21 protein-coding genes and 1 pseudogene are annotated in these 18179 nt (G+C 64.5%); 17 read left to right on the forward strand and 5 right to left on the reverse strand.

From position 1 onward, the window contains the following. The first annotated feature begins 102 nt into the window (after nucleotides 1-102). The 12 genes from AC3A6G_RS25700 to AC3A6G_RS25755 all read left to right on the forward strand — a co-directional run bounded on the left by AC3A6G_RS25700 (nucleotide 103) and on the right by AC3A6G_RS25755 (nucleotide 12815). Nucleotides 103-1722 carry an AMP-binding protein gene (locus AC3A6G_RS25700; protein ID WP_487874906.1) on the forward strand — a complete coding sequence of 540 codons (1620 nt, stop codon included), beginning with the start codon at nucleotides 103-105 and terminating at the stop codon, nucleotides 1720-1722. Next, complete coding sequence (locus AC3A6G_RS25705) at nucleotides 1719-3311, forward strand: acyl-CoA carboxylase subunit beta (protein ID WP_487874907.1); 1593 nt, start codon at nucleotides 1719-1721, stop codon at nucleotides 3309-3311. The genes AC3A6G_RS25700 and AC3A6G_RS25705 overlap by 4 nt, the downstream gene beginning before the upstream one ends. A 151-nt stretch (nucleotides 3312-3462) precedes the next feature. After that, the gene (locus tag AC3A6G_RS25710; RefSeq protein ID WP_487874908.1) at nucleotides 3463-4254 is read left to right on the forward strand and encodes an enoyl-CoA hydratase/isomerase family protein; all 792 of its coding nucleotides are present in this window, start codon (nucleotides 3463-3465) and stop codon (nucleotides 4252-4254) included. A 29-nt stretch (nucleotides 4255-4283) separates the two neighbouring features. Beyond that, on the forward strand, nucleotides 4284-5462 hold the full coding sequence (locus AC3A6G_RS25715) for an ABC transporter substrate-binding protein (RefSeq protein ID WP_487874909.1): 1179 nt from the start codon (nucleotides 4284-4286) through the stop codon (nucleotides 5460-5462). Further along, nucleotides 5459-7051 carry a class I adenylate-forming enzyme family protein gene (locus tag AC3A6G_RS25720; protein WP_487874910.1) on the forward strand — a complete coding sequence of 531 codons (1593 nt, stop codon included), beginning with the start codon at nucleotides 5459-5461 and terminating at the stop codon, nucleotides 7049-7051. The genes AC3A6G_RS25715 and AC3A6G_RS25720 overlap by 4 nt, the downstream gene beginning before the upstream one ends. Next, the gene (locus AC3A6G_RS25725; protein WP_487874911.1) at nucleotides 7048-7878 is read left to right on the forward strand and encodes a crotonase/enoyl-CoA hydratase family protein; all 831 of its coding nucleotides are present in this window, start codon (nucleotides 7048-7050) and stop codon (nucleotides 7876-7878) included. The genes AC3A6G_RS25720 and AC3A6G_RS25725 overlap by 4 nt, the downstream gene beginning before the upstream one ends. Nucleotides 7879-8002: 124 nt before the next feature. Next, the gene (locus tag AC3A6G_RS25730; RefSeq protein WP_487874922.1) at nucleotides 8003-9058 is read left to right on the forward strand and encodes a phosphotransferase; all 1056 of its coding nucleotides are present in this window, start codon (nucleotides 8003-8005) and stop codon (nucleotides 9056-9058) included. A gap of 112 nt (nucleotides 9059-9170) precedes the next feature. Next, on the forward strand, nucleotides 9171-10319 hold the full coding sequence (locus AC3A6G_RS25735; protein ID WP_487874923.1) for an acyl-CoA dehydrogenase family protein: 1149 nt from the start codon (nucleotides 9171-9173) through the stop codon (nucleotides 10317-10319). Between the two features lie 63 nt (nucleotides 10320-10382). Continuing rightward, entirely contained in the window at nucleotides 10383-11234 is an 852-nt protein-coding gene (locus tag AC3A6G_RS25740) for a helix-turn-helix domain-containing protein (RefSeq protein WP_487874912.1), read from the forward strand. 34 nt (nucleotides 11235-11268) lie between these two features. Continuing rightward, nucleotides 11269-12078, forward strand: coding sequence for an SDR family oxidoreductase (locus AC3A6G_RS25745; protein ID WP_487874913.1), 810 nt, complete (start codon nucleotides 11269-11271; stop codon nucleotides 12076-12078). Between the two features lie 147 nt (nucleotides 12079-12225). Next, the gene (locus AC3A6G_RS25750; protein ID WP_021005018.1) at nucleotides 12226-12513 is read left to right on the forward strand and encodes a CopG family ribbon-helix-helix protein; all 288 of its coding nucleotides are present in this window, start codon (nucleotides 12226-12228) and stop codon (nucleotides 12511-12513) included. Beyond that, a complete protein-coding gene (locus AC3A6G_RS25755; protein ID WP_487874914.1) occupies nucleotides 12501-12815 on the forward strand; it encodes a type II toxin-antitoxin system RelE/ParE family toxin in 315 nt (104 codons plus the stop codon). Before AC3A6G_RS25750 ends, AC3A6G_RS25755 begins: the two co-directional genes overlap by 13 nt. Before the next feature lie 56 nt (nucleotides 12816-12871). On the opposite strand, the pseudogene AC3A6G_RS25760 reads toward AC3A6G_RS25755, so the two are convergent. Then, nucleotides 12872-13099: pseudogene (locus tag AC3A6G_RS25760) on the reverse strand (hypothetical protein); the annotation flags it as partial. A 220-nt stretch (nucleotides 13100-13319) separates the two neighbouring features. On the opposite strand from AC3A6G_RS25760, the gene AC3A6G_RS25765 reads away from it, so the two are divergent. From AC3A6G_RS25765 to AC3A6G_RS25775, 3 genes are all read left to right on the forward strand, one after another. Then, nucleotides 13320-13652 carry a helix-turn-helix transcriptional regulator gene (locus AC3A6G_RS25765; RefSeq protein ID WP_487863233.1) on the forward strand — a complete coding sequence of 111 codons (333 nt, stop codon included), beginning with the start codon at nucleotides 13320-13322 and terminating at the stop codon, nucleotides 13650-13652. Then, a complete protein-coding gene (locus AC3A6G_RS25770) occupies nucleotides 13642-14919 on the forward strand; it encodes a type II toxin-antitoxin system HipA family toxin (RefSeq protein ID WP_487874915.1) in 1278 nt (425 codons plus the stop codon). The genes AC3A6G_RS25765 and AC3A6G_RS25770 overlap by 11 nt, the downstream gene beginning before the upstream one ends. A gap of 207 nt (nucleotides 14920-15126) precedes the next feature. Further along, complete coding sequence (locus AC3A6G_RS25775) at nucleotides 15127-15429, forward strand: hypothetical protein (protein WP_487874916.1); 303 nt, start codon at nucleotides 15127-15129, stop codon at nucleotides 15427-15429. Here AC3A6G_RS25775 and AC3A6G_RS25780 read toward each other — a convergent pair. The 4 genes from AC3A6G_RS25780 to AC3A6G_RS25795 form a co-directional block, all read right to left on the reverse strand. Continuing rightward, nucleotides 15426-15605, reverse strand: a complete 180-nt coding sequence (locus AC3A6G_RS25780; RefSeq protein ID WP_487874917.1) for a hypothetical protein — start codon at nucleotides 15603-15605, stop codon at nucleotides 15426-15428. The genes AC3A6G_RS25775 and AC3A6G_RS25780 overlap by 4 nt on opposite strands. 45 nt (nucleotides 15606-15650) lie before the next feature. Then, entirely contained in the window at nucleotides 15651-15983 is a 333-nt protein-coding gene (locus AC3A6G_RS25785) for a HigA family addiction module antitoxin (protein ID WP_487863229.1), read from the reverse strand. 38 nt (nucleotides 15984-16021) lie between these two features. Next, nucleotides 16022-16291 carry a type II toxin-antitoxin system RelE/ParE family toxin gene (locus AC3A6G_RS25790; protein WP_487863228.1) on the reverse strand — a complete coding sequence of 90 codons (270 nt, stop codon included), beginning with the start codon at nucleotides 16289-16291 and terminating at the stop codon, nucleotides 16022-16024. Nucleotides 16292-16372: 81 nt separating this feature from the next. Further along, nucleotides 16373-16918, reverse strand: coding sequence for a thermonuclease family protein (locus AC3A6G_RS25795; protein WP_487874918.1), 546 nt, complete (start codon nucleotides 16916-16918; stop codon nucleotides 16373-16375). A gap of 129 nt (nucleotides 16919-17047) precedes the next feature. On the opposite strand from AC3A6G_RS25795, the gene AC3A6G_RS25800 reads away from it, so the two are divergent. Then, nucleotides 17048-17278, forward strand: a complete 231-nt coding sequence (locus tag AC3A6G_RS25800) for a hypothetical protein (protein WP_487874919.1) — start codon at nucleotides 17048-17050, stop codon at nucleotides 17276-17278. Nucleotides 17279-17322: 44 nt separating this feature from the next. Further along, nucleotides 17323-17547 (forward strand): hypothetical protein, encoded by a 225-nt coding sequence (locus tag AC3A6G_RS25805; RefSeq protein WP_487874920.1) that lies wholly within the window; start codon nucleotides 17323-17325, stop codon nucleotides 17545-17547. Nucleotides 17548-18179: the final 632 nt, after the last annotated feature.

Consider the following 18179-nt stretch of genomic DNA (forward strand, 5'->3'; position numbering starts at 1 on the left):
CCAGATAGGTCAATCTTTTGATTGTCCGGCAATATTGGCAGACAAACAAATTCGAAGCACTGGGTTGAACCCTGTCAGGGAAATGAATGAGAGGTAACCGTCATGAGCCAACAGATCGACGACATCATCGCGCTCCCGCCGATGGCGCAGCGCACGCTCGCAGCGGTGCTTGAAGGCCACCTGCGCAGTCGCCCCGACAAGGCGGCCGTGTGCGATGTCGAGCGAAGCATGAGCTACGCATCGCTCTACGAAGAAGCGTTGGCCGTTGCATCGGGCTTCACGCGGCTGGGCGTGGCGCGACAAGAGCCTGTGCTGCTCATGCTCGACAACCACCTCGATTTCGTGATCGCGTGGTGGGCGCTGTCGCTCACGGGGCGGGCGGAGGTGCCGGTGAACACAGCGTACAAGGGCTCGATCCTCGCACACGTGATCAACAACTCTGGGGCCCGCGTGATCGTGGTCGAGGCAGGCTACGTCCCGCTGCTGAACGCGGTGGCCGACAAGTTGGAGCGGCTCGAGCACGTCGTGGTCCATGGGTCCGGCGACGGGTCGGTCGACCTCGCGCCGCGCCTGCGGCAGCGGCCCTGGTCCACGTTGCGCGGCCCGCGCGAGGCGCCTGCGCACATCGATCCATGGGACGTCATTGGGGTCATGTACACGTCGGGCACCACCGGGCCGTCGAAGGGTGTCCGCGTCACGCACGCCCATGCGTACGGCTACGCAGCGCCGCAGGTGCTGGGCTTGGCGGACCCGGACGACGTCTCGCTGTGCACACTGCCGCTCTTCCACATCGGCGGACAGTGGGCGGCCATCTACAACAATCTGATCGCGGGCGGAAGCAACGTGCTGCTGCCGCGCTTCTCGGCCACCACCTTCTGGGACGACGTGCGTCGCTACGGCTGTACCTACACGATGTTGCTGGGCGCCATGGCGAACTTCTTGTTTCGCCAGCCGGCGCGTGCCGACGATGCGATGCATCCGTTGCGGCGCGTGATGATGGTGCCGGTAATGGCGCAGATCGACGAGTTCAAGGTCCGTTTCGGGATCGAGGCCGTCTGCACCGCCTACGGGCTGACCGAAGGTTCCACCGTGCTGCGTGCGCCGGTCGGCCGCGCCGAACCGGGAAAGGTCGGATGGCCGCGGCCCGATTTCCAGGTACGGCTGGTCGACCGCAACGATCAACCGGTCGCCGACGGCGAGATGGGCGAACTCGTGATCCGCACCGACGAGCCTTGGATGGTGATGGACGGCTATCACGACATGCCGCAGGCGACGGTCAACGCGTGGCGCAACCAGTGGCTGCACACCGGCGACGCCTTCCGGCGCGAGCCTGATGGGCAGTTCGTCTTCCTCGATCGCATTAAGGACGCGATGCGACGTCGCGGCGAGAACGTCTCGAGCTTCGAGGTCGAGAAAGAGATCAACGAGCACCCGGCTGTGCTGGAGTGCGCGGTGATCGCCGTGGCGAGCGACGCGAGCGAGGACGAGATCAAGGCCTGCGTCGTACTGCGCGAACCGCAGGGTGTCGAGGCGGCAACGCTGCTAGCCTTCCTCGACGACCGGCTGCCGTACTTCATGGTGCCGCGCTATGTCGAATTCATGAGCGAACTCCCCAAGACACCGACCGCGAAGATCCGCAAGCAGCAGTTGCGAGAGGCCGGCCTCAACGCACGGACGTACGACCGCACCGCTGATCCGGTGGCACCCACAAGGAAGAGATGAGCAAGGACACCAGCAACGAGCCGGGCGGTGCGACGCGCCAGGCATTCGACGACTTCATCGCGCGGCGCGACGGCCTCGCCGACGCCGCGCGACCCGCGGCCATCGCACGCCAGCATGCGCTCGGAAAGCTGTCTGCTCGCGAACGCATCGCCCTGCTGGTCGACCCGGGCAGCTTTCACGAGATCGGCGCGCTGGTCGAGCCCAAGCGGGACACTTTCGACACCGAGACGCTCAGAGCGCCGTTCGACGGCGTGATCACCGGCCACGCCCGCATCGACGGCCGTCCGGTGTGCCTCTGCGCCTTCGACTTCACCGTGCTCGGAGGGTCCAACGGCCGCATCGGCGAATACAAGGTCGAGCGGCTGGCGCTGCACGCGCTGGAGCATGGCTGTCCGTTCGTGATGCTGCTCGACGGTGGGGGCCATCGCATCCAGGAAGGGCTGGACAGCCGCCACTTCGCGCAGGGTTCGCACTACTTCCAGACGGCGGTGGCGCTGTCGGGCTGGGTACCGACCGTGGCGGCGGTGATGGGGCCGGGCTTCGCGGGGCCGTCGAACTTCGCCGCGCTATGCGATTTTGTGGTGATGGTGCGCGGCACCTCCACCATGGGCATCGCCGGGCCGGCGCTGGTGGCGGCGGCCACGGGCGAGGTCGCAGACAAGGAGACGATCGGCGGCGCCGCGGTCCAGGCCGACCAGAACGGGCTGGCCGACATCGCTGCAGGCGACGATGTGGAGGCCATCGCACTGGTGCGCGGCTACCTGGCGTACATGCCGTCGAACGCGCGGCTGCCGGTTCCCGCTGCACCATCGTGCGAGCCCGACGAAGAGGCCGAGGCCGCGCTGCTCGACGTGATGCCCGACAACCCGCGCAAGCCCTACGATATCTGCGACGTGATCGCAGGCGTGATCGATCGTGGCTCCTTCTTCCAGCTCAAGCCGGGCTTCGCCCCGAATCTGGTGGTGGGCTTCGCGCGCCTGGAGGGCAGGGCGGTTGGTATCGTGGCGAACCAGCCGCTGCACTTGGCGGGAACGCTCGACGCCAAGGCGTGCGAGAAGGGCGCGCACTTCGTATCGGTGTGCGACTCGTTCGGCCTGCCGCTCGTCTATCTCGTCGACCTTCCGGGCTTTCTCGTCGGCAGCCAGGCCGAGGACACGGCACTTGCGCGACGCAGCGCCCGGCTGCTGTTCGAACTAGGCCAAGCCACCGTACCGCGCGTCTCGGTGGTGCTGCGCAAGGGCTACGGGCTGGGCTACATCGCCATGTGCGGTGGCCGGAGTTTCGATGCCGACCTGTGCGTGGCATGGCCGACCGCCGAGATCTGCGCGATGTCGGTCGAGGGCGCGGTCGACGTTGCATACCAGAAGCAGGTGAAGGCAGCGCCCGACCCGCTGCGCAAGCGCGAAGAACTCATCGCGCGCTTCCGTGAGCAGTTGGGCGCGCTGCACGCGGCCGAGCATTTCGGCATCGACGACGTGATCGACCCGCGCGATACCCGATCGGTCATCGCCGCGACGCTGGCGCGCTGCCTGCCGCGCAAGACGAGCCGCGGCTGGCCGGACAAGCCGCACGGCATCTCGCCGATCTGATCCGGCGGCTGCGTCCGTCGGATCTTGCGGTCGGACTGGGTGTTTCCCCGGGGAACGGCGGCGCCGGTGCAGCGTCTGGACACAAGACGCTCCGGCAGTCGCTCCCTACGCTGCCTGCATGTCGCCGATGCGGCGATCCGAAAGGTTCTCGATGTCTTCCGCCTTGTTGCTGGACCGTCGCGACGGCGTCGCCGTCATCACCCTGAACAGGCCCGAGCGTGCCAACGTGCTCGACCTGGAGTTGTCGGCAGCGCTGATCGACGCCGTCGACGCGGTGGCGGAAGACAGCGCGGTCCGCGCCGTGCTGCTGCAGGCCAAAGGCCGTCACTTCTGCGGCGGTGGCGATATCGGCGACTTCGTACGTTCACGCGACGACATCGGGGCGCTGCTCGACAGGCACATCCCGCCGCTGCACCGCACCATCGAACGACTGGCGACGCTGCCGGTGCCGGTGGTCAGTGCGCTCAACGGGCCGATCGGCGGTGGCGGCATCGGCCTGGCCCTGAGCGCCGACATCGTCCTCGCGGCCGAATCGATGAAGCTGCGCGGCGGCTACTCGGCCATCGGCCTCACGCCCGACGTCGGCGCGTCCTGGTTTCTCATGCGGCGCGTAGGCGTCGCGCGCGCCAAGGAAATCTTCTTCACCAACGAGCCCCTGTCCGCCCAGCGCTGCCTGGACTGGGGCATCGTCTCGGCGGTATGGCCCGATGCGGAACTGGGCGAACGTGCTGCCGCACTGGCCGCCAGCCTGGCGCGAGGCGCGACCGCAGCACTCGGGTGGGCCAAGCGTCTCGTTGATGAAGCGCCGCAGCGTTCGCTCGCCGAGCACCTCGATCACGAACACCGCGCCATGGTCGCGGCGGGCCGTACGACCGATGCCATCGAGGGCGTGACCGCATTTTCCGAGAAGCGGGCGCCGGTCTTCGGCCGCAAGCCTGATTGAGACCCCATCACCACAAGAAGGAGACATCGATGTTGCGCAGAAACCTGATCACCACGGCTCTGCTGCTCGGCGCAGCCGGCCTTTCGCTCGCACAGGGCACGGGCGTGAGCGATGGCGAGATCGTGCTCGGCACGATCACCGACCTCTCGGGCCCCATCGCCAACTACGGCAAGGAGTCCCGCAACGGCATGAACATGGCCGTCGAGGAGATCAATGCCAAGGGCGGCATCCATGGCCGCAAGATCCGCCTGGTGGTCGAGGACCACGGCTACGAACCCAAGCGCGCGGTGCTCGCCGCGCAGAAGCTGGTGACGCAGGAGGGCGTCTTCGCCATCCTCGGGCATCTCGGCACCGCCACCAACATGGCGGCGTTGCCCTTCCTGATCGAGAACAAGGTGTTCAACTTCATGCCGCAGGGCGCATCGAAGGATCTGTACGACCCGCCGAGCCCGTACAAAATCGCGCTGGCGCCCTCGTACTTCTCGATGTCGGCCTCCACCCTCGACTTCATGATGAAGAAGAAGCCCTACAAGCGGGTCGGCGTGATCTACCAGGACGACGACTACGGCCGTGAGGCCTTCGAGGGAGTCGAGGCCTATCTCAAGGCCAAGGGCATGGCTGTGGCGGAGAAGACCACGTACAAGCGCGGCGCGACGGATTTCTCCTCGCAGATGGCGCGTCTCAAGGCGGCCAATTGCGATCTCGTCTTCAACGCATCGACATTGCGTGAATTCATCGGCTCGGTGGGCGAGGCTCGGAAGATCGGCTTCAGTCCCGACTTCCTGGGCACAGCAGCCAATTATTCGCAGCAGGTGCCCACGCTCGGCGGCGCGGCGATGGAGGGCGTGTACGGCGCCACCTTCATCCCCTTGCCCTACGCGGACGATGCCAACCCGGCCGTGCGCGACTGGGTCGCTTCGTACAAGAATCGCTTCGGCGACGACCCGGGCCTGTATTCGATGTACGCCTATTACGCGATGACGACCTTCGCGAAGGTGGCCGACAAGGCCGGCAAGAAACTCACTGCCGAAACCTTCAACACCGCCATGGAGTCGACCAAGCTCGGCCCCGACGCGCTGGGCAATCCGGGCTTCAACGTGTCCAAGGACAACCGCCTGAGCAACCAGAAGGTGCGCATGACGCAGATCGTCAACGGCAAATGGACGCTGGCCAGCGAGTATCTCGATCCGGTCAAGGTTTCCAAGTGAAGCCCGCGGCGGCGGTCGATCCGCGACGGCGCATCGGCCGTGTCGCGCTGGGCGACATGCTGCATCGTGCGGCACGCCGATTCGGCGGCCGTACGGCGCTGGTCGAGGGCGAGCGTCGCACGAGCTTTCGCGCGCTCGACGACGATGCGAACCGCATGGCGCACGCGCTGGCGACCTCCGGTCTCGTGGCTGGCGACCGCGTCGCCATGCTGTGCGACAACTCCGCGGACATGGTGGTCGCCATGTTCGGCATCTACAAGGCGGGGCTCGTATGGGTGCCGATCAACACCGCACTCGCGCCGGAGGCGGTCGCGTTCATCCTCGCGCATTCGGAAGCGCAGCACCTGCTCGTCGATGCGCGCTTTCTGGCGGGCGATGCGCTGCGTGCGCTGGTCGCTTCGGCTGGCGTCGAAGTCACGGTCTGCGGTGCGGATGCCTCCGAAGCGCCTCGCCCCTGGCCATCGCTGAGCGAGCGGATCGCGGGATGCCCGGCGACGCAGCCGGAGGTCGACATCGACGGCGATGCGCTGGTGCAGATCATGTACACCAGCGGCACGACCGGGCGGCAAAAGGGCGTGATGCATTCGCATGCGTCGATCCATTCGGTTCTCATGTCCAACCTCGTCGAATGGGGCATGGGCGTGGACGGCGAGGTGTTCAGCTGCCATCTGCCGCTATTCCACGTCGGCCAGCACGTGGTTTTGATGTCGGCGCTGCTGTGCGGCGCGAGTTCGATGCTGATGCGCGGCTTCGACGCCGACGCGGTGTTGCCGGCCATCGAGCGGCACCGAATCAGCCTGCTGGTTGGACTGCCCATGATGTATCGCGCGCTCCTGGATCACCCGGACAGGCCCCGCACCGATCTGTCGAGTCTCAAGCTGTGCATCTACGCGATGGCGCCCATGTCGAAGACGCTGCTCGCAGCGTTGCTGGAAGGCTTCTGCGGCCGCTTCGCGCTGTGCTCCGGCCAGACCGAGATATACACGGCGGCGACCATCTTCCGGCCCGAGCAGCAGATGCGGCGATTCGGCGCGTACTGGGGGGTGGCGACGCTCTCCAACGAACTGGGCGTGATGTCCGACGACGGGCGCTTGCTCGGCCCCGGCGAGGTGGGCGAGATCGTCTATCGCGGGCCGAACGTGATGCTCGGCTACTACAAGGATGCGGGGGCCACGGTCCATGCATCGCGCTTCGGCTGGCACCACTCTGGCGACCTGGGGTGCTGGGACGACGACGGTGAGCTGCTGTTCCTCGACCGCATCAAGGACATGATCAAGACCGGCGGCGAGAACGTGCCGTCGATCAAGGTCGAAGAAGTCCTGTTGCGCCACCCCGCCGTGCGCGGCGCGGCCGTGGTCGGGTTGCCGCACGCCCGCTGGGGAGAGGCCATCACCGCTTTCCTGGTGCTCGATCCGTCGGCCCAAGCGGACCAGGCGGCCATCGAGGCGCATTGCCGCGCCCACCTGGGTCGGTTCGAGGTGCCCAAGGCCTTCGTGCGGCTCGCGTCGATGCCGGTCACGTCCACGGGAAAGATCCAGAAGTTCGAGTTGCGCCAGAGCCATCTCCGGCATTTCGAGGAAGAAGAATGAAGGCCATTGACCTGCCGTCCTTCGAGACGCTGAACTTGTCGCTGGAAGGCGGTGTTGCGCGCATCGAGCTCAATCGCCCGCGAAAGGCCAATGCCATCAACGCAGCGATGTGGCAGGAACTGCGCGATGCGATGGACTGGCTGGACGTCACGCCGCAGGCGCGCGTCGGCGTGCTGTGCGCGGCCGGTGCGCATTTTTCTGCCGGGCTGGACCTCGCCATGCTCGACGAATTGAAGGCGCAGACCGCGGACCCCTGCGACGGGCGCTCGCGTGAGAAGACGCGACGCAACATCCTCGACCTGCAGGACACCGTGAGCGCCATCGAGCGCTGCCGCAAGCCGGTGATCGCCGAGGTGCATGCGGTCTGCGTGGGTGGCGGCATCGACATCATCACGGCCTGCGACATGCGCTATTGCTGCGATGACGCGTGGTTCTCCGTGAAGGAGATCGATGTCGGGCTGGTCGCCGATGTCGGCACGCTGCAGCGCCTGCCCCGGCTGGTGGGCGAGGGCATGACCCGTGAGCTGGCCTACACGGCACGCCGGTTCTCGGGCGCGGAGGCCGAGCGCATCCGGCTGGTGAACCGCTGCCACGGAACGCGGCAGGAGCTCGCGGCGGCGGTCTCGGAGATCGCGACGCAGCTCGCGGCCAAGTCGCCGCTGTGTCTGCGCGGCACCAAGGAAATGATCAGCTACGTGCGCGACCGACCCGTGGCGGACGGGCTCAATTACATCGCGACCTGGAATGCGGCGATGTTGTATTCCGAAGACCTGGACGAGGCGCTGAAGGCCGTCCGGGAGCGCAGGACGCCGTCGTTCCGCGACTGAAACCGGTATCCACTTGCCGCCGTCCCGAAAGCTTCGAAATGTCGGACAAACCCTAGGACATTGTCTGACAATAATACGTACGATGCAGCCTATGGACGGTCATGCATTGAACGACGGCGAAGACATGGGGACGATGGTCTCGAGCAGCGCGCTCGATCTCCCGGGGCTTCAATCCTGGCTGTGCGCCCACATCGAGGGCTTCAAGACGCCGGCTGCATTGCAGCGCTTCAAGGGGGGGCAGTCGAACCCAACCTACCTGCTGACCGACGGCGCCGGCAAGCGCTACGTGCTGCGCAAGAAGCCCGACGGCGAACTGCTGCCGTCGGCCCACGCGATCGATCGCGAATACCGGGTCATCGCGGCGCTGGGCGGCAGCGAGGTACCCGTCGCGCGAGCCCTCGGCTTCTGCGACGACGCGTCGGTCATCGGCACGCCGTTCTACGTGATGGCCTTCGTTGAAGGACGTGTCCTCTGGGACCCAGCACTGCCCGGCAGCGACAACGCCGAGCGTGCAGCGATCTACGACGACATGAACCGCGTGGTCGCCGCGCTGCATCGCGTGGATCCGGCGGCCGTCGGCCTGGCGGACTATGGCCGCAGCGGCAACTTCTTCGACCGGCAGATCGGTCGCTGGACGCGCCAGTACCAGGCGGCCGTCGTCGAGCCCATACCCGCCATGGAGCGGCTCATCGAATGGCTGCCGGAACATGTGCCGCCGAACGACGAGACCGGCATCTTCCACGGCGACCTGCGCATCGACAACATGATCTTCCACCCGACCGAACCGCGCGTACTGGCCGTGCTGGATTGGGAACTCTCGACGTTAGGGCACCCGCTTGCCGACTTCGCCTACCACGCGCTGCCCTGGCGCCTGACGGCTGCGCAGTTCCGCGGCATGGCGGGCAGCGACTACGCCGCGCTCGCCATCCCGGACGAGCGGAGCTATCTCGACACCTATTGCCGCCGGACAGGCCGCACGCCCATCGACCCTGCCCACTGGGAGTTCTACCTGGCCTACAGCATGTTTCGGCTCGCGGCCATCCTGCAGGGCATTCTGAAGCGATCGGTGGACGGCACCGCTTCCAGTGCAGAGGCGCGCGAGACCGGCGCCAAGGCGCGGCCCATCGCCGAGGCGGCGTGGCGCCAGGTCGAGGCGCACTTTCCGCGCGGCGAGCGATAGCCCCTCACCCATCCACGTACGCCGCGATATCGGCAAGACGCCATCCAGAAAGGCTCAAGTGTTCGAGTTCTCACCCAAGGTCCAGGATCTCCAGAAGCGCCTCGGCGCATTCATGGAAGAACATATCTATCCCAACGAGGAGCGCTACTACAAGGAAGCCGAAAGCCTCGGCCCCTGGAGGGTCGCGCCCGTGCTCGACGAACTCAAGCCGAAGGCGCGCGAGGTCGGCCTCTGGAATCTGTTCCTGCCGGAATCGAGCCACGGCGCGGGACTGACGAATTTCGAGTACGCGCCCCTGTGCGAGATCATGGGGCGCTCGCATCTTGCGCCCGAGGTATTCAACTGCTCGGCGCCCGACACCGGCAACATGGAGGTGCTCGCGCGCTACGGAACGCCCGAGCACCAGGAGCGCTGGCTGAAGCCGCTGCTGGCCGGCGAGATCCGCTCCTGCTTCGCGATGACGGAGCCGGGCGTCGCATCGAGCGATGCGACCAACATCGAGTCGAGCATCGTGCGTGACGGCGATCACTACGTCGTCAACGGCCACAAGTGGTACACGACGAACGCGACTGACCCGCGCTGCAAGATCGGCATCTTCATGGGCAAGTCGGACCCCGACAACGCCGACCGCCACAAGCAGCAGTCGATGATCCTGGTGCCGATGGACACGCCCGGCGTGAAGGTGGTGCGGCCGATCGCGGTCTTCGGCTTCTACGGCGTGCCTGACCGGGCATCGGAGGTCGTCTTCGACAACGTCCGCGTGCCGGCGACGAACATGCTGCTGGGTGAGGGCAGGGGCTTCGAGATCGCGCAGGGGCGACTCGGCCCGGGGCGCATCCACCACTGCATGCGGCTCGTCGGGCTCGCCGAGCGCATGCTGGAGCGCATGTGCAGGCGCAGCCTTTCTCGCGTTGCCTTCGGCAAGACGATCGCGCAGCAGGGCGTCACGCTGGAGCGCATCGCGCACTCGCGCATCCTGATCGAGCAGGCGCGCCTGCTCACGCTGAATGCAGCGTATCGCATGGACACCGTGGGCAACAAGGTCGCGAAGGCCGACATCGCCATGATCAAGGTGGCCGCGCCCCAGATGGCCTGCCAAGTGATCGACTGGGTCATCCAGGCGCACGGCGGCGGCGGCACCAACAACGACCTGGGCATCGCGTCGGCCTACGCGACAGCGCGCCTGCTGCGCCTGGCGGACGGCCCGGACGAAGTGCATTGCGCCCAACTTGGTAAATTGGAGCTCTCCAAGTACCGTTGAAGTCTGAGATGAACCCGAGCGCAGCATGAAGAGATTCATGGGCCGATCAACTAGGAGACAAAAGTGCAGATTCGAATCGATTCGAGCAAATCGCCGCCCGAGCGGGCCATCTCTTCCGCCGCTTCCGAGCGGGTGATGTGGCTCAATGCAGACCGTGTGCTGTACGTCGGCCTACTGGGGGAGCCGTCGGTGCGAACTTTCGGGGCTTTCTCAATATATGTGTCGCTCCGGCGCCCTCATCGTATCTGCGTCAACGGCGGCGAGTGGGAATCGACACAATTTTCGGTGGTACCGCCGTACGTCGGCCATCGCATCGAATCGGACGATCGCATGATCTGCAACATTCTCATCGAGTCAGAGACAGTGCGGCTCAGCGGATTGCCGGAGCATATCCGTAACGGCCGCGGCGCCGTCGCTGCGCCGGAGGCGCTGCAGATGATGCGCGACGCCCTTGATAAGTTCAAGCGCTGTGCCAGCCGACAGTACGCGCGTACCGAGGATTTCGACGAGAACTTCTTTGGTGGCGCGCTGCCAGCGCGAGCGCTCGACCGGCGCATAAGCGCCGTGCTGAACAAGATCAAGGGCGATCCCAATAGCCATACGTCGGCAGAAGAATGCGCCGTGGCGTGTCACCTGTCGGTGTCGCGGTTTCTCCATCTCTTCAAGGCCGAGGTCGGCTCGCCGTTCCGCAGTTTCCGTACATGGCAACGCGCGCGCAGCGTTCTTTACTATGTCACGCAGAATTCCAACCTAGCCAATATCGCCCTTGATGTCGGCTATCCGGACTCCACCCATTTCAGTCACTCAATTCGCCAGATCTACGGACTCACGCCGAAGTCGATCTTCGCGGGTTGCCGGAAACTCGCCCTCTACGGCAGCGGTGCGGGCGCGGCGCCCCGCTACGGTTTCAATTGACGGCATCGTCGACACACAGCCAGGAAGCTGAAGCGTGCAGATAAGCATTGATTTCACTGACCACCACGTCGTTGTCTTCGGTGGCACTACCGGGATCAACTTCGGCATCGCGGATGCGTTCGCGCGCGAGGGCGCGCGAGTGACAGTGGCGAGCCGCAAGCAGGAGAACGTGGATGCGGCCGTCGCGGCGCTGCGTGCCCATGGCGGGCAAGTTTGCGGTGTGGCCGCAGACGTGCGCGACTTCGACGCAGTGGGCGCCGCCTTTGCAACGGCAGTCGAACAATTCGGGCCGATTGATGTGCTCGTTTCCGGAGCGGCCGGCAATTTTCTGTGCGAAGCGAAGGACATGTCGTCCAACGGCTTCAAGGTGGTGGTGGACATCGACCTCGTTGGCACGTTTCACGTCTTGCGGCAGGGGCACGCGCACCTGCGCAAGCCGGGAGCGTCGGTGATCAACATTACCGCACCGCAATCCTTCGTGCCGATGCGCTACCAAGCGCATGCGAGCGCAGCCAAGGCCGGGGTGGATCAGTTCACGCGCGTGCTGGCGCTCGAATGGGGCGCGGAGGGCATCCGGCTCAACTCCATCTCCCCGGGGCCTATTGACGGCACGGAGGGGTTTCGAAAGCTCATGGCGCCGACGCCGGAAGGCCGGGAATTTGCACGGAAGCAGGTGCCGATGCAGCGATTCGGCTCGCTTGACGATATCGCCAACCTTGCACTTTTCCTGGCTTCACCGTATGCGGCGTACATCTCTGGCGCGCTGATTCCCTGCGATGGCGGTGGGGCAATGGAGAGCGTAAAACCGGCGCTCGAATTCGCGGGACGAAGCGCGTCGTCGTAGAGTTAACCAGGGAAACCGACGTCCGCAAGGCTTGCGAGAGCCAGTTCTTCGCGTCAGGTGGCGCCTGCACTGCTGACCCGCCAGCCCACGATGCGCCGGGCATAGACGTCGATCACGAAGATGGCACATTCTGGTAGAGTATTACTCATGACTACCGCCATTAGCCCGACGCCCGTCAAGCTCGATCCTGAACTCAAGGTGCGCCTGAAGCGTCTGGCGACGGCACGCCATCGGGCGCCTCACTGGCTGATGCGTGAAGCCATCGCCCAGTACGTTGATCGCGAAGAAAAGCGCCAGTCCCTGCACCAGGACGCCGTGGCGGCGTGGGAGGAGTTCGAGGAAACGGGCCTGCACGTCTCGGGCAACGAGGTGATGGCGTGGCTGGAGACCTGGGGCACTGACAACGAGTTGCCAGCGCCTGCATGCCACAAGTGAGGTTCGCGCCGGCGGCGCTGCGCGATCTGCAGCGGCTGCGTGAGTTCCTGCGCCCGAAAAACCCGGCAGCCGCCCGACGTGCTGGTGAGACCATCATCAAGGCCGTTCAAGTCCTGCGTCAGCAGCCGATGGTGGGGCGGCCGGTGGAAGATCTTCCGCCTGAGTACCGCGAGTGGGTGATCGACTTCGGCGCCAGCGGCTACGTGACGTTGTATCGTTACGCTGGTGAGGGCGATGAGGTCACGGTGCTGGCCCTGCGCCATCAGCGCGAGCTCGGCTACGAGCCGGGTTCAAGCAGTTAGGCGCAGGCAGCGTTCCTCGCTCTCAGCATCAGGCTGGATCGAGACCCATCCCAGATGCGCCCGTTGGACTCCGTGACCTGCTCATAGCGTTCAATGCCGAAGTAGTCGGTGATACCTATTGCACGAATCGGCGGGTTCGACGCCTCGATGGCGTCCAGGAACGCTGCCCAAGGATCTGGACCGGCGTACTGGTCGTTCAGGGCGGTGCCAGGCGTGTGGATGTGAGGGTCCCAGCGATGCCAGAGCGAGCCTCGTTTGCTTTGTACGTCGAACATGTCGGCCATGGGTCCTCTCTTCAGTGTTCTTCTGATGAGGGACGCACTCCGCCACGCTCCCGTTGCGTAGCGACAGGAAGCGCGAAAATTCGACCCTCAAATGCCTAAAATACAGGGCATTATCAGCTTATTTGCCTAATTTGGCGATCTTGTTGGCAGCGCTCGACTTGCGCTCAGTGTGGCAAAAGCCTAATATAGCGGGCGTTGAGTACTGTGAATGCCTAATTTCATGAGCAAATTCGTAATGCCACTGCAAGCCACCGAGCGTGTTGTCCAGCTGGGTCAGCGCATCCGGGTGGCGCGGATTCGACGCGGCTGGTCGGTCGCCGATCTCGCCAGCAAGGCAGGTATCAACCGAAACACCCTCACGGCGCTGGAACTAGGTAAGCCAGGTACGGCGGTCGGCGTGTGCTTCACGGTACTGTGGGCACTCGGCCTGGACAAGTCTCTAGACGCTGTTGCGGATCCCGACAGCGATCTCCATGGCAAGGCCCTCGAAGCGTCGCGCCGCCCGACGCGGGCCGGCAAGGCCCGAAAGGCAAGCGACGACTATGACTTCTGAGCGCGAGGCCTATGTCTACATTCAACTGCCCGGCACGTTGGAAACGGTGCCGGCAGCGCTGCTCAGGGTGCAGACGCTGCCCGACGGCACGCAGATAGGGCGCTTCCGCTACGGCGACCGTTACCTTCAGCGCCACGAGGCAGTTGCACTCGATCCGTTCCAACTGCCTCTTGCCAAGGAAGTCTTCGAGTTCACCCAACTCAAGGGGATTCCAGGCGCGGTTCGAGACGCTGGCCCCGACGCCTGGGGACGACGTGTGATCGAGCACAAGCTCGAGCGCAGCGCGGCCGACCTCCAGGAAATCGACTATTTGCTACATGGGCCGCAAGACGGAGCAGGCTACCTGAGCTTCGGGCTAAAGGCGGAACCGCCCGCGCCCAGGCGCCAGTACAACCGCACGCACCAGCTGGCCGAGCTGATCGCGGCCACACAGGCGATCGAAGAGGGTCGCCCAGTGGCCGCCGATCTGCTCGAACAGCTCGATCCTGGCACCAGCATGGGTGGTGCGCGGCCGAAGGCCACGATTGAGGACGCGCAAAGTCTCTGGCTCGGCAAGTTTCCAGCCAGAGATGACCGCTTCAATCTGCAGCGCGTCGAGTTCGCGACGCTCGACCTGGCACGCAGATGCGGCCTGAACGTCACACAAGCCCGCCTGGAGGCGGTTGGCGAAAGCGACGTGCTGATGCTGCAGCGTTTTGATCGCGACTACACCGACAAGGGTTACCTGCGTTTCGGTCTCGTCAGTGGCCTGACCGTGCTCGACTGCGGCGATAGCCACCTGGACCGGGAACGTTGGTCCTACCCGTTGATGGCCGATAACCTGCGCCGCTGGTCCGACAAACCGGAAGCCGACTGCGCCGAACTCTTCAGGCGGGTGGTCTTCAATGCCGCCGTGACTAACAACGATCATCCGCGCAATCACGCTCTGCTACGCAGGCAGAAGGGATGGCGGCTGTCGCCGGCCTACGACCTCGTGCCCGCACCTGTGGTCAGCCTGGAGAGGCGCGACCTAGCTTTGACCGTCGGCGACTACGGTCGCACGGCCAGCATCTACAACCTGTTGTCGCAGGCTGGGCGTTTCGGCTTGTCGGCGGAAGAGGCGCGCAGGCAAATCGATCAGCTCGTCGATGTCGTCCGGCATTGGCGCGACGGCTTCTTCGCCTGCGGCGTGTCGGCCAAGGACATCGACTACATCGCTCCGGCCATCCTGCCTGACTGTTTCTTCTTCGAAAGGCAACCCGATGTGTTGGCGCCGACCGGAAACTGAGCCAATTTTGTAGGTAGGGGATGCGGACGAAAACTTGAACTACCTCCTGGTAGTCCAAGTTTTTATCCGCACCCCAAGTGGGTTAGTTTTACTTCGGCGCTAACAGCAGCTCCGCCAGCGCGATGCTCCCGCGGGGGCATTCCTCGTCAATCCGCAAGGGTGTCAGCAAGGACGGCACACCCTGGCAGCGCCAGATGAGTGCGCACTATGGCTACGGTGCTGCGCACCGAAGGCGCAGACGGCGAGCACGTCGACGTCTATGTCGGCCCGCACCATCGATCGCTGCGCGCGTTCATCGTCGACCAGGTGGACGCCAAGGGGCGCTTCGACGAACACAAGCTGCTGCTCGGCTTCACGAGCCGCGAAGAGGCCAAGGCTGCCTATGCGAAGCACTTCCCGGCGGGATTTCGCGTCGGACCGATCAAGGAAATGACGATCGCGCGGGTGCGAGACTGGCTCAAGGAGGGTGATCTGCGGAAGCCGGCGAATCGGCTCACGCGCACAACTTAGCGCACGGCCTGCAAGATCAAGGCAGTGACGCCAACCACGAAGGCCACAGAGCCCGCGGCAACCAGCGCAAAGTGGCCTGTCAGCTTCCAGCCTTCTTTGCTTTCCAAGCGACGCCCCTGCGGCTCGAGCAGACGCTTGACGTCCTCGCCGGTGAAGTTCCTGGGGTCCTTGGCCATGCCCGCAATGTAGCAGGGCGCGCCCCCATCTCAAAACGCACCTTGTCAAGCAGCGAGCGCGAAACCCTCATCGTTGGCCCTCGGGGCAATCTCTTTCGCGATCACCTTGCCCACGGCCTTCTGAGCGATCTTGAAATCGTAGGTCGCTTGCATGTTGAGCCAGCCCACCGCGTCATTCTCTTCGCCGCCGAAGTAGCGGGTGAGGCGCAGCGCCGTGTCGGGCGTGATGCCGCGGCGCTCGAGCACGATGTCATTGATGCGCGAGGCGGGCACGTGCAGTGCCTTGGCCAGCGCGTTTGCCGTCATGCCGAGCGGCTTCAGATAGTCCTCACGGAGCACTTCCCCCGGGTGGACCGGGTTCATCCCATTCTTAAACATAAATTGCCCTCTATAGGTGCTACGGCAGACTGGCCGGATCAGTGCGGGTCTTCGATCTTCACTTCGTAGGGCCCCGCATCGCCCCATTTGAATGTCAGGCGCCATTGCTGGTTGATCCTGACGTGCCATGCATCGTCGTAAAACTTCAAGTCATTGCCCGGTGGCATCTTCATGAATCCCACCGAAGGAGCGGCATCCAGTTGGGTCAACTTGCGCACTGCGACATCCTTGATATTCGCGAACTTGGCGTTCTTGCCTGTTGTGAAAAGTGCTTCAGTGTCGGGGCAAGAAAATGATTGAACCGCCATGGGTGAATTCTATACCGTTTAACGGCAATCGGTAAACCATCTGCACCCTCAAAATCCAACCGAGTCGCGGGGAAAATGCCCTCACTGGGCGTGTTCGCGCTGCGCCTTGCGCCACTCCCACGGCGCCACGGGCTCTGCATCGCGCCACAGCCCGGCATGCTTGGCCCGGGCCTCGACCTCGGCGAACTCATATTGCCCGCGGTCCTGCGGCGTCTGCTCGCGCGCATAGGCGCGGTACCACCAAGCCATGCCGACGGTGACCATGGCCAAGCCCGCATCGAGCGTCTTGGGCCCGCGCGGCGCCGACGGGGGCGCCACCATCACCTTGCAGACGCTGCGGCCGTAGCGGTCGGTCTTGCCGCACTCGAGCTGCGCGTCCTTCATGTAGACCAGGTCGGACAGCGCCTCCTTCGCGCGCTGGCCGAAAGGCTGGCGCTTCTCGGGCGCGTCGATGCCGTTCACTCGGACCTTGAGCTGCTCGAAAGAGCCCAGTCCGCCGCAGCGCGCGGTGAGGGTATCGCCGTCGCTGACCCCGACGACGATGCACGACGTAGGCGGCTCGGCGGTAACAGAGAGAGGCAGAGCTACAAGACCAGCCAGGAGAAGACGGAGGCAAAGGGAGGTCATGCCCGGATCCTAGCCCGCGCAGTCGAACATCGCAGGACGCACACGTTGGGATTGGCTGACAAGGGCTCTCGCCGCAGCGGAGAGCATCAACTGTTCCCGCAGTTCTCGCCAGGAGCCCAGATCTAGATCATGAGCAGATCTCACCTGCACGCCGTCAACGAGGGATGGAACATTGAGGTCGCCGACCGAGGCGACGGCGCCCATGTCGCCACCATCACTTTGCGCGGCCAGATGATGTGCAGGGTCACTCGTTCATCTTCGAACCAGGGAGGCGCTCGCGCCGAGGCTCAGCGTCATGCCGAGCAATGGATTGATGACTACATCGCCAGGGACGCAACGAAGCCACTGTCCATGGCATAGTCGGGTGCTTGCTGCCGCCAGCTGCCCACCCAGCTTGGAGCCGAATGCCCCTCGACTATCTCCGACAAATCCAACACGCCAAGTTCCCTTTGCAGGTCGACGACCCGAAAGAGATCGACTGTGTGGCTGTTTTGCTTGCCGCCGAGATGGTCGTCGCGTCCGTTTCCAAACCATCCAGTCGAACGCAGCCGGATCCTCCACCGGAGTTTGCGATCGTGGAGCGGATCACCGCGTTGGGGCGAATGGAACTCGCGCGACGGCGAGAGTGACCGCGCGTGTTCGCTTGGTCACAAGGGTCGCGGTCGCCGCGGTCTGCGACACGGAGGCGGCGGACTCGCCGGCTCAGCCTCCATCTTCGAAAGCTCTGCTAAGCCCTGTTCTGTTATGCGGAGCACAGTGGCCACATGGGCCGGCCCCGGTTGCAAGGACTGTCGAATCTCCGAGAACTCCGCCTCGACGATGCCTGTTGCAACAGCAACGACACGCACCTGACTTCATGCGGATCGGCAACACGCACCGGCAGCTCCTCCCGATGCAACTTGCGCAAGAACATGAGTGGCATTTTCCCCCTCGAGTACCGGCGTTTGAACTATCCAAAATGCCGGTGGTTCTGGTGGCGGGAATGTAAACCCAATACGCGCGGCGAATCAATCTGTTGCATGTCGCCGCATCGGCGAGCATCGAGCTCACGAAACCGCACGCCGCCTTCTGACGCGCGGACTACAGCATTGCCAATAGTTTTGAGCCACACCGAAACTGCAATCTGTTTGGCGACCATAAAAGGCGCCGCGGGTCTCGATGAAGAAGAAGAAACTACCCAACGGTGTTGAGTTCCATGCAATCCTGACCCGGCATTTCCATCCAATATTGACCCACCCTCTTTGCGAGCCTGGTGGCTCAC

Source organism: Variovorax sp. Soil_C_26, assembly GCF_057657075.1.

What these genes read in the sequence shown, in the direction of transcription:
- AC3A6G_RS25700 (WP_487874906.1), top strand. Translation starts at nt 103, where the DNA reads ATGAGCCAACAGATCGACGACATCATCGCGCTCCCGCCGATGGCGCAG.
- AC3A6G_RS25705 (WP_487874907.1), top strand. Translation starts at nt 1,719, where the DNA reads ATGAGCAAGGACACCAGCAACGAGCCGGGCGGTGCGACGCGCCAGGCA.
- AC3A6G_RS25710 (WP_487874908.1), top strand. Translation starts at nt 3,463, where the DNA reads ATGTCTTCCGCCTTGTTGCTGGACCGTCGCGACGGCGTCGCCGTCATC.
- AC3A6G_RS25715 (WP_487874909.1), top strand. Translation starts at nt 4,284, where the DNA reads ATGTTGCGCAGAAACCTGATCACCACGGCTCTGCTGCTCGGCGCAGCC.
- AC3A6G_RS25725 (WP_487874911.1), top strand. Translation starts at nt 7,048, where the DNA reads ATGAAGGCCATTGACCTGCCGTCCTTCGAGACGCTGAACTTGTCGCTG.
- AC3A6G_RS25730 (WP_487874922.1), top strand. Translation starts at nt 8,003, where the DNA reads ATGGGGACGATGGTCTCGAGCAGCGCGCTCGATCTCCCGGGGCTTCAA.
- AC3A6G_RS25735 (WP_487874923.1), top strand. Translation starts at nt 9,171, where the DNA reads ATGGAAGAACATATCTATCCCAACGAGGAGCGCTACTACAAGGAAGCC.
- AC3A6G_RS25750 (WP_021005018.1), top strand. Translation starts at nt 12,226, where the DNA reads ATGACTACCGCCATTAGCCCGACGCCCGTCAAGCTCGATCCTGAACTC.
- AC3A6G_RS25755 (WP_487874914.1), top strand. Translation starts at nt 12,501, where the DNA reads ATGCCACAAGTGAGGTTCGCGCCGGCGGCGCTGCGCGATCTGCAGCGG.
- AC3A6G_RS25765 (WP_487863233.1), top strand. Translation starts at nt 13,320, where the DNA reads ATGAGCAAATTCGTAATGCCACTGCAAGCCACCGAGCGTGTTGTCCAG.
- AC3A6G_RS25770 (WP_487874915.1), top strand. Translation starts at nt 13,642, where the DNA reads ATGACTTCTGAGCGCGAGGCCTATGTCTACATTCAACTGCCCGGCACG.
- AC3A6G_RS25775 (WP_487874916.1), top strand. Translation starts at nt 15,127, where the DNA reads ATGGCTACGGTGCTGCGCACCGAAGGCGCAGACGGCGAGCACGTCGAC.
- AC3A6G_RS25780 (WP_487874917.1), bottom strand. Translation starts at nt 15,605, where the DNA reads ATGGCCAAGGACCCCAGGAACTTCACCGGCGAGGACGTCAAGCGTCTG.
- AC3A6G_RS25785 (WP_487863229.1), bottom strand. Translation starts at nt 15,983, where the DNA reads ATGTTTAAGAATGGGATGAACCCGGTCCACCCGGGGGAAGTGCTCCGT.
- AC3A6G_RS25790 (WP_487863228.1), bottom strand. Translation starts at nt 16,291, where the DNA reads ATGGCGGTTCAATCATTTTCTTGCCCCGACACTGAAGCACTTTTCACA.
- AC3A6G_RS25795 (WP_487874918.1), bottom strand. Translation starts at nt 16,918, where the DNA reads ATGACCTCCCTTTGCCTCCGTCTTCTCCTGGCTGGTCTTGTAGCTCTG.
- AC3A6G_RS25800 (WP_487874919.1), top strand. Translation starts at nt 17,048, where the DNA reads ATGAGCAGATCTCACCTGCACGCCGTCAACGAGGGATGGAACATTGAG.
- AC3A6G_RS25805 (WP_487874920.1), top strand. Translation starts at nt 17,323, where the DNA reads ATGCCCCTCGACTATCTCCGACAAATCCAACACGCCAAGTTCCCTTTG.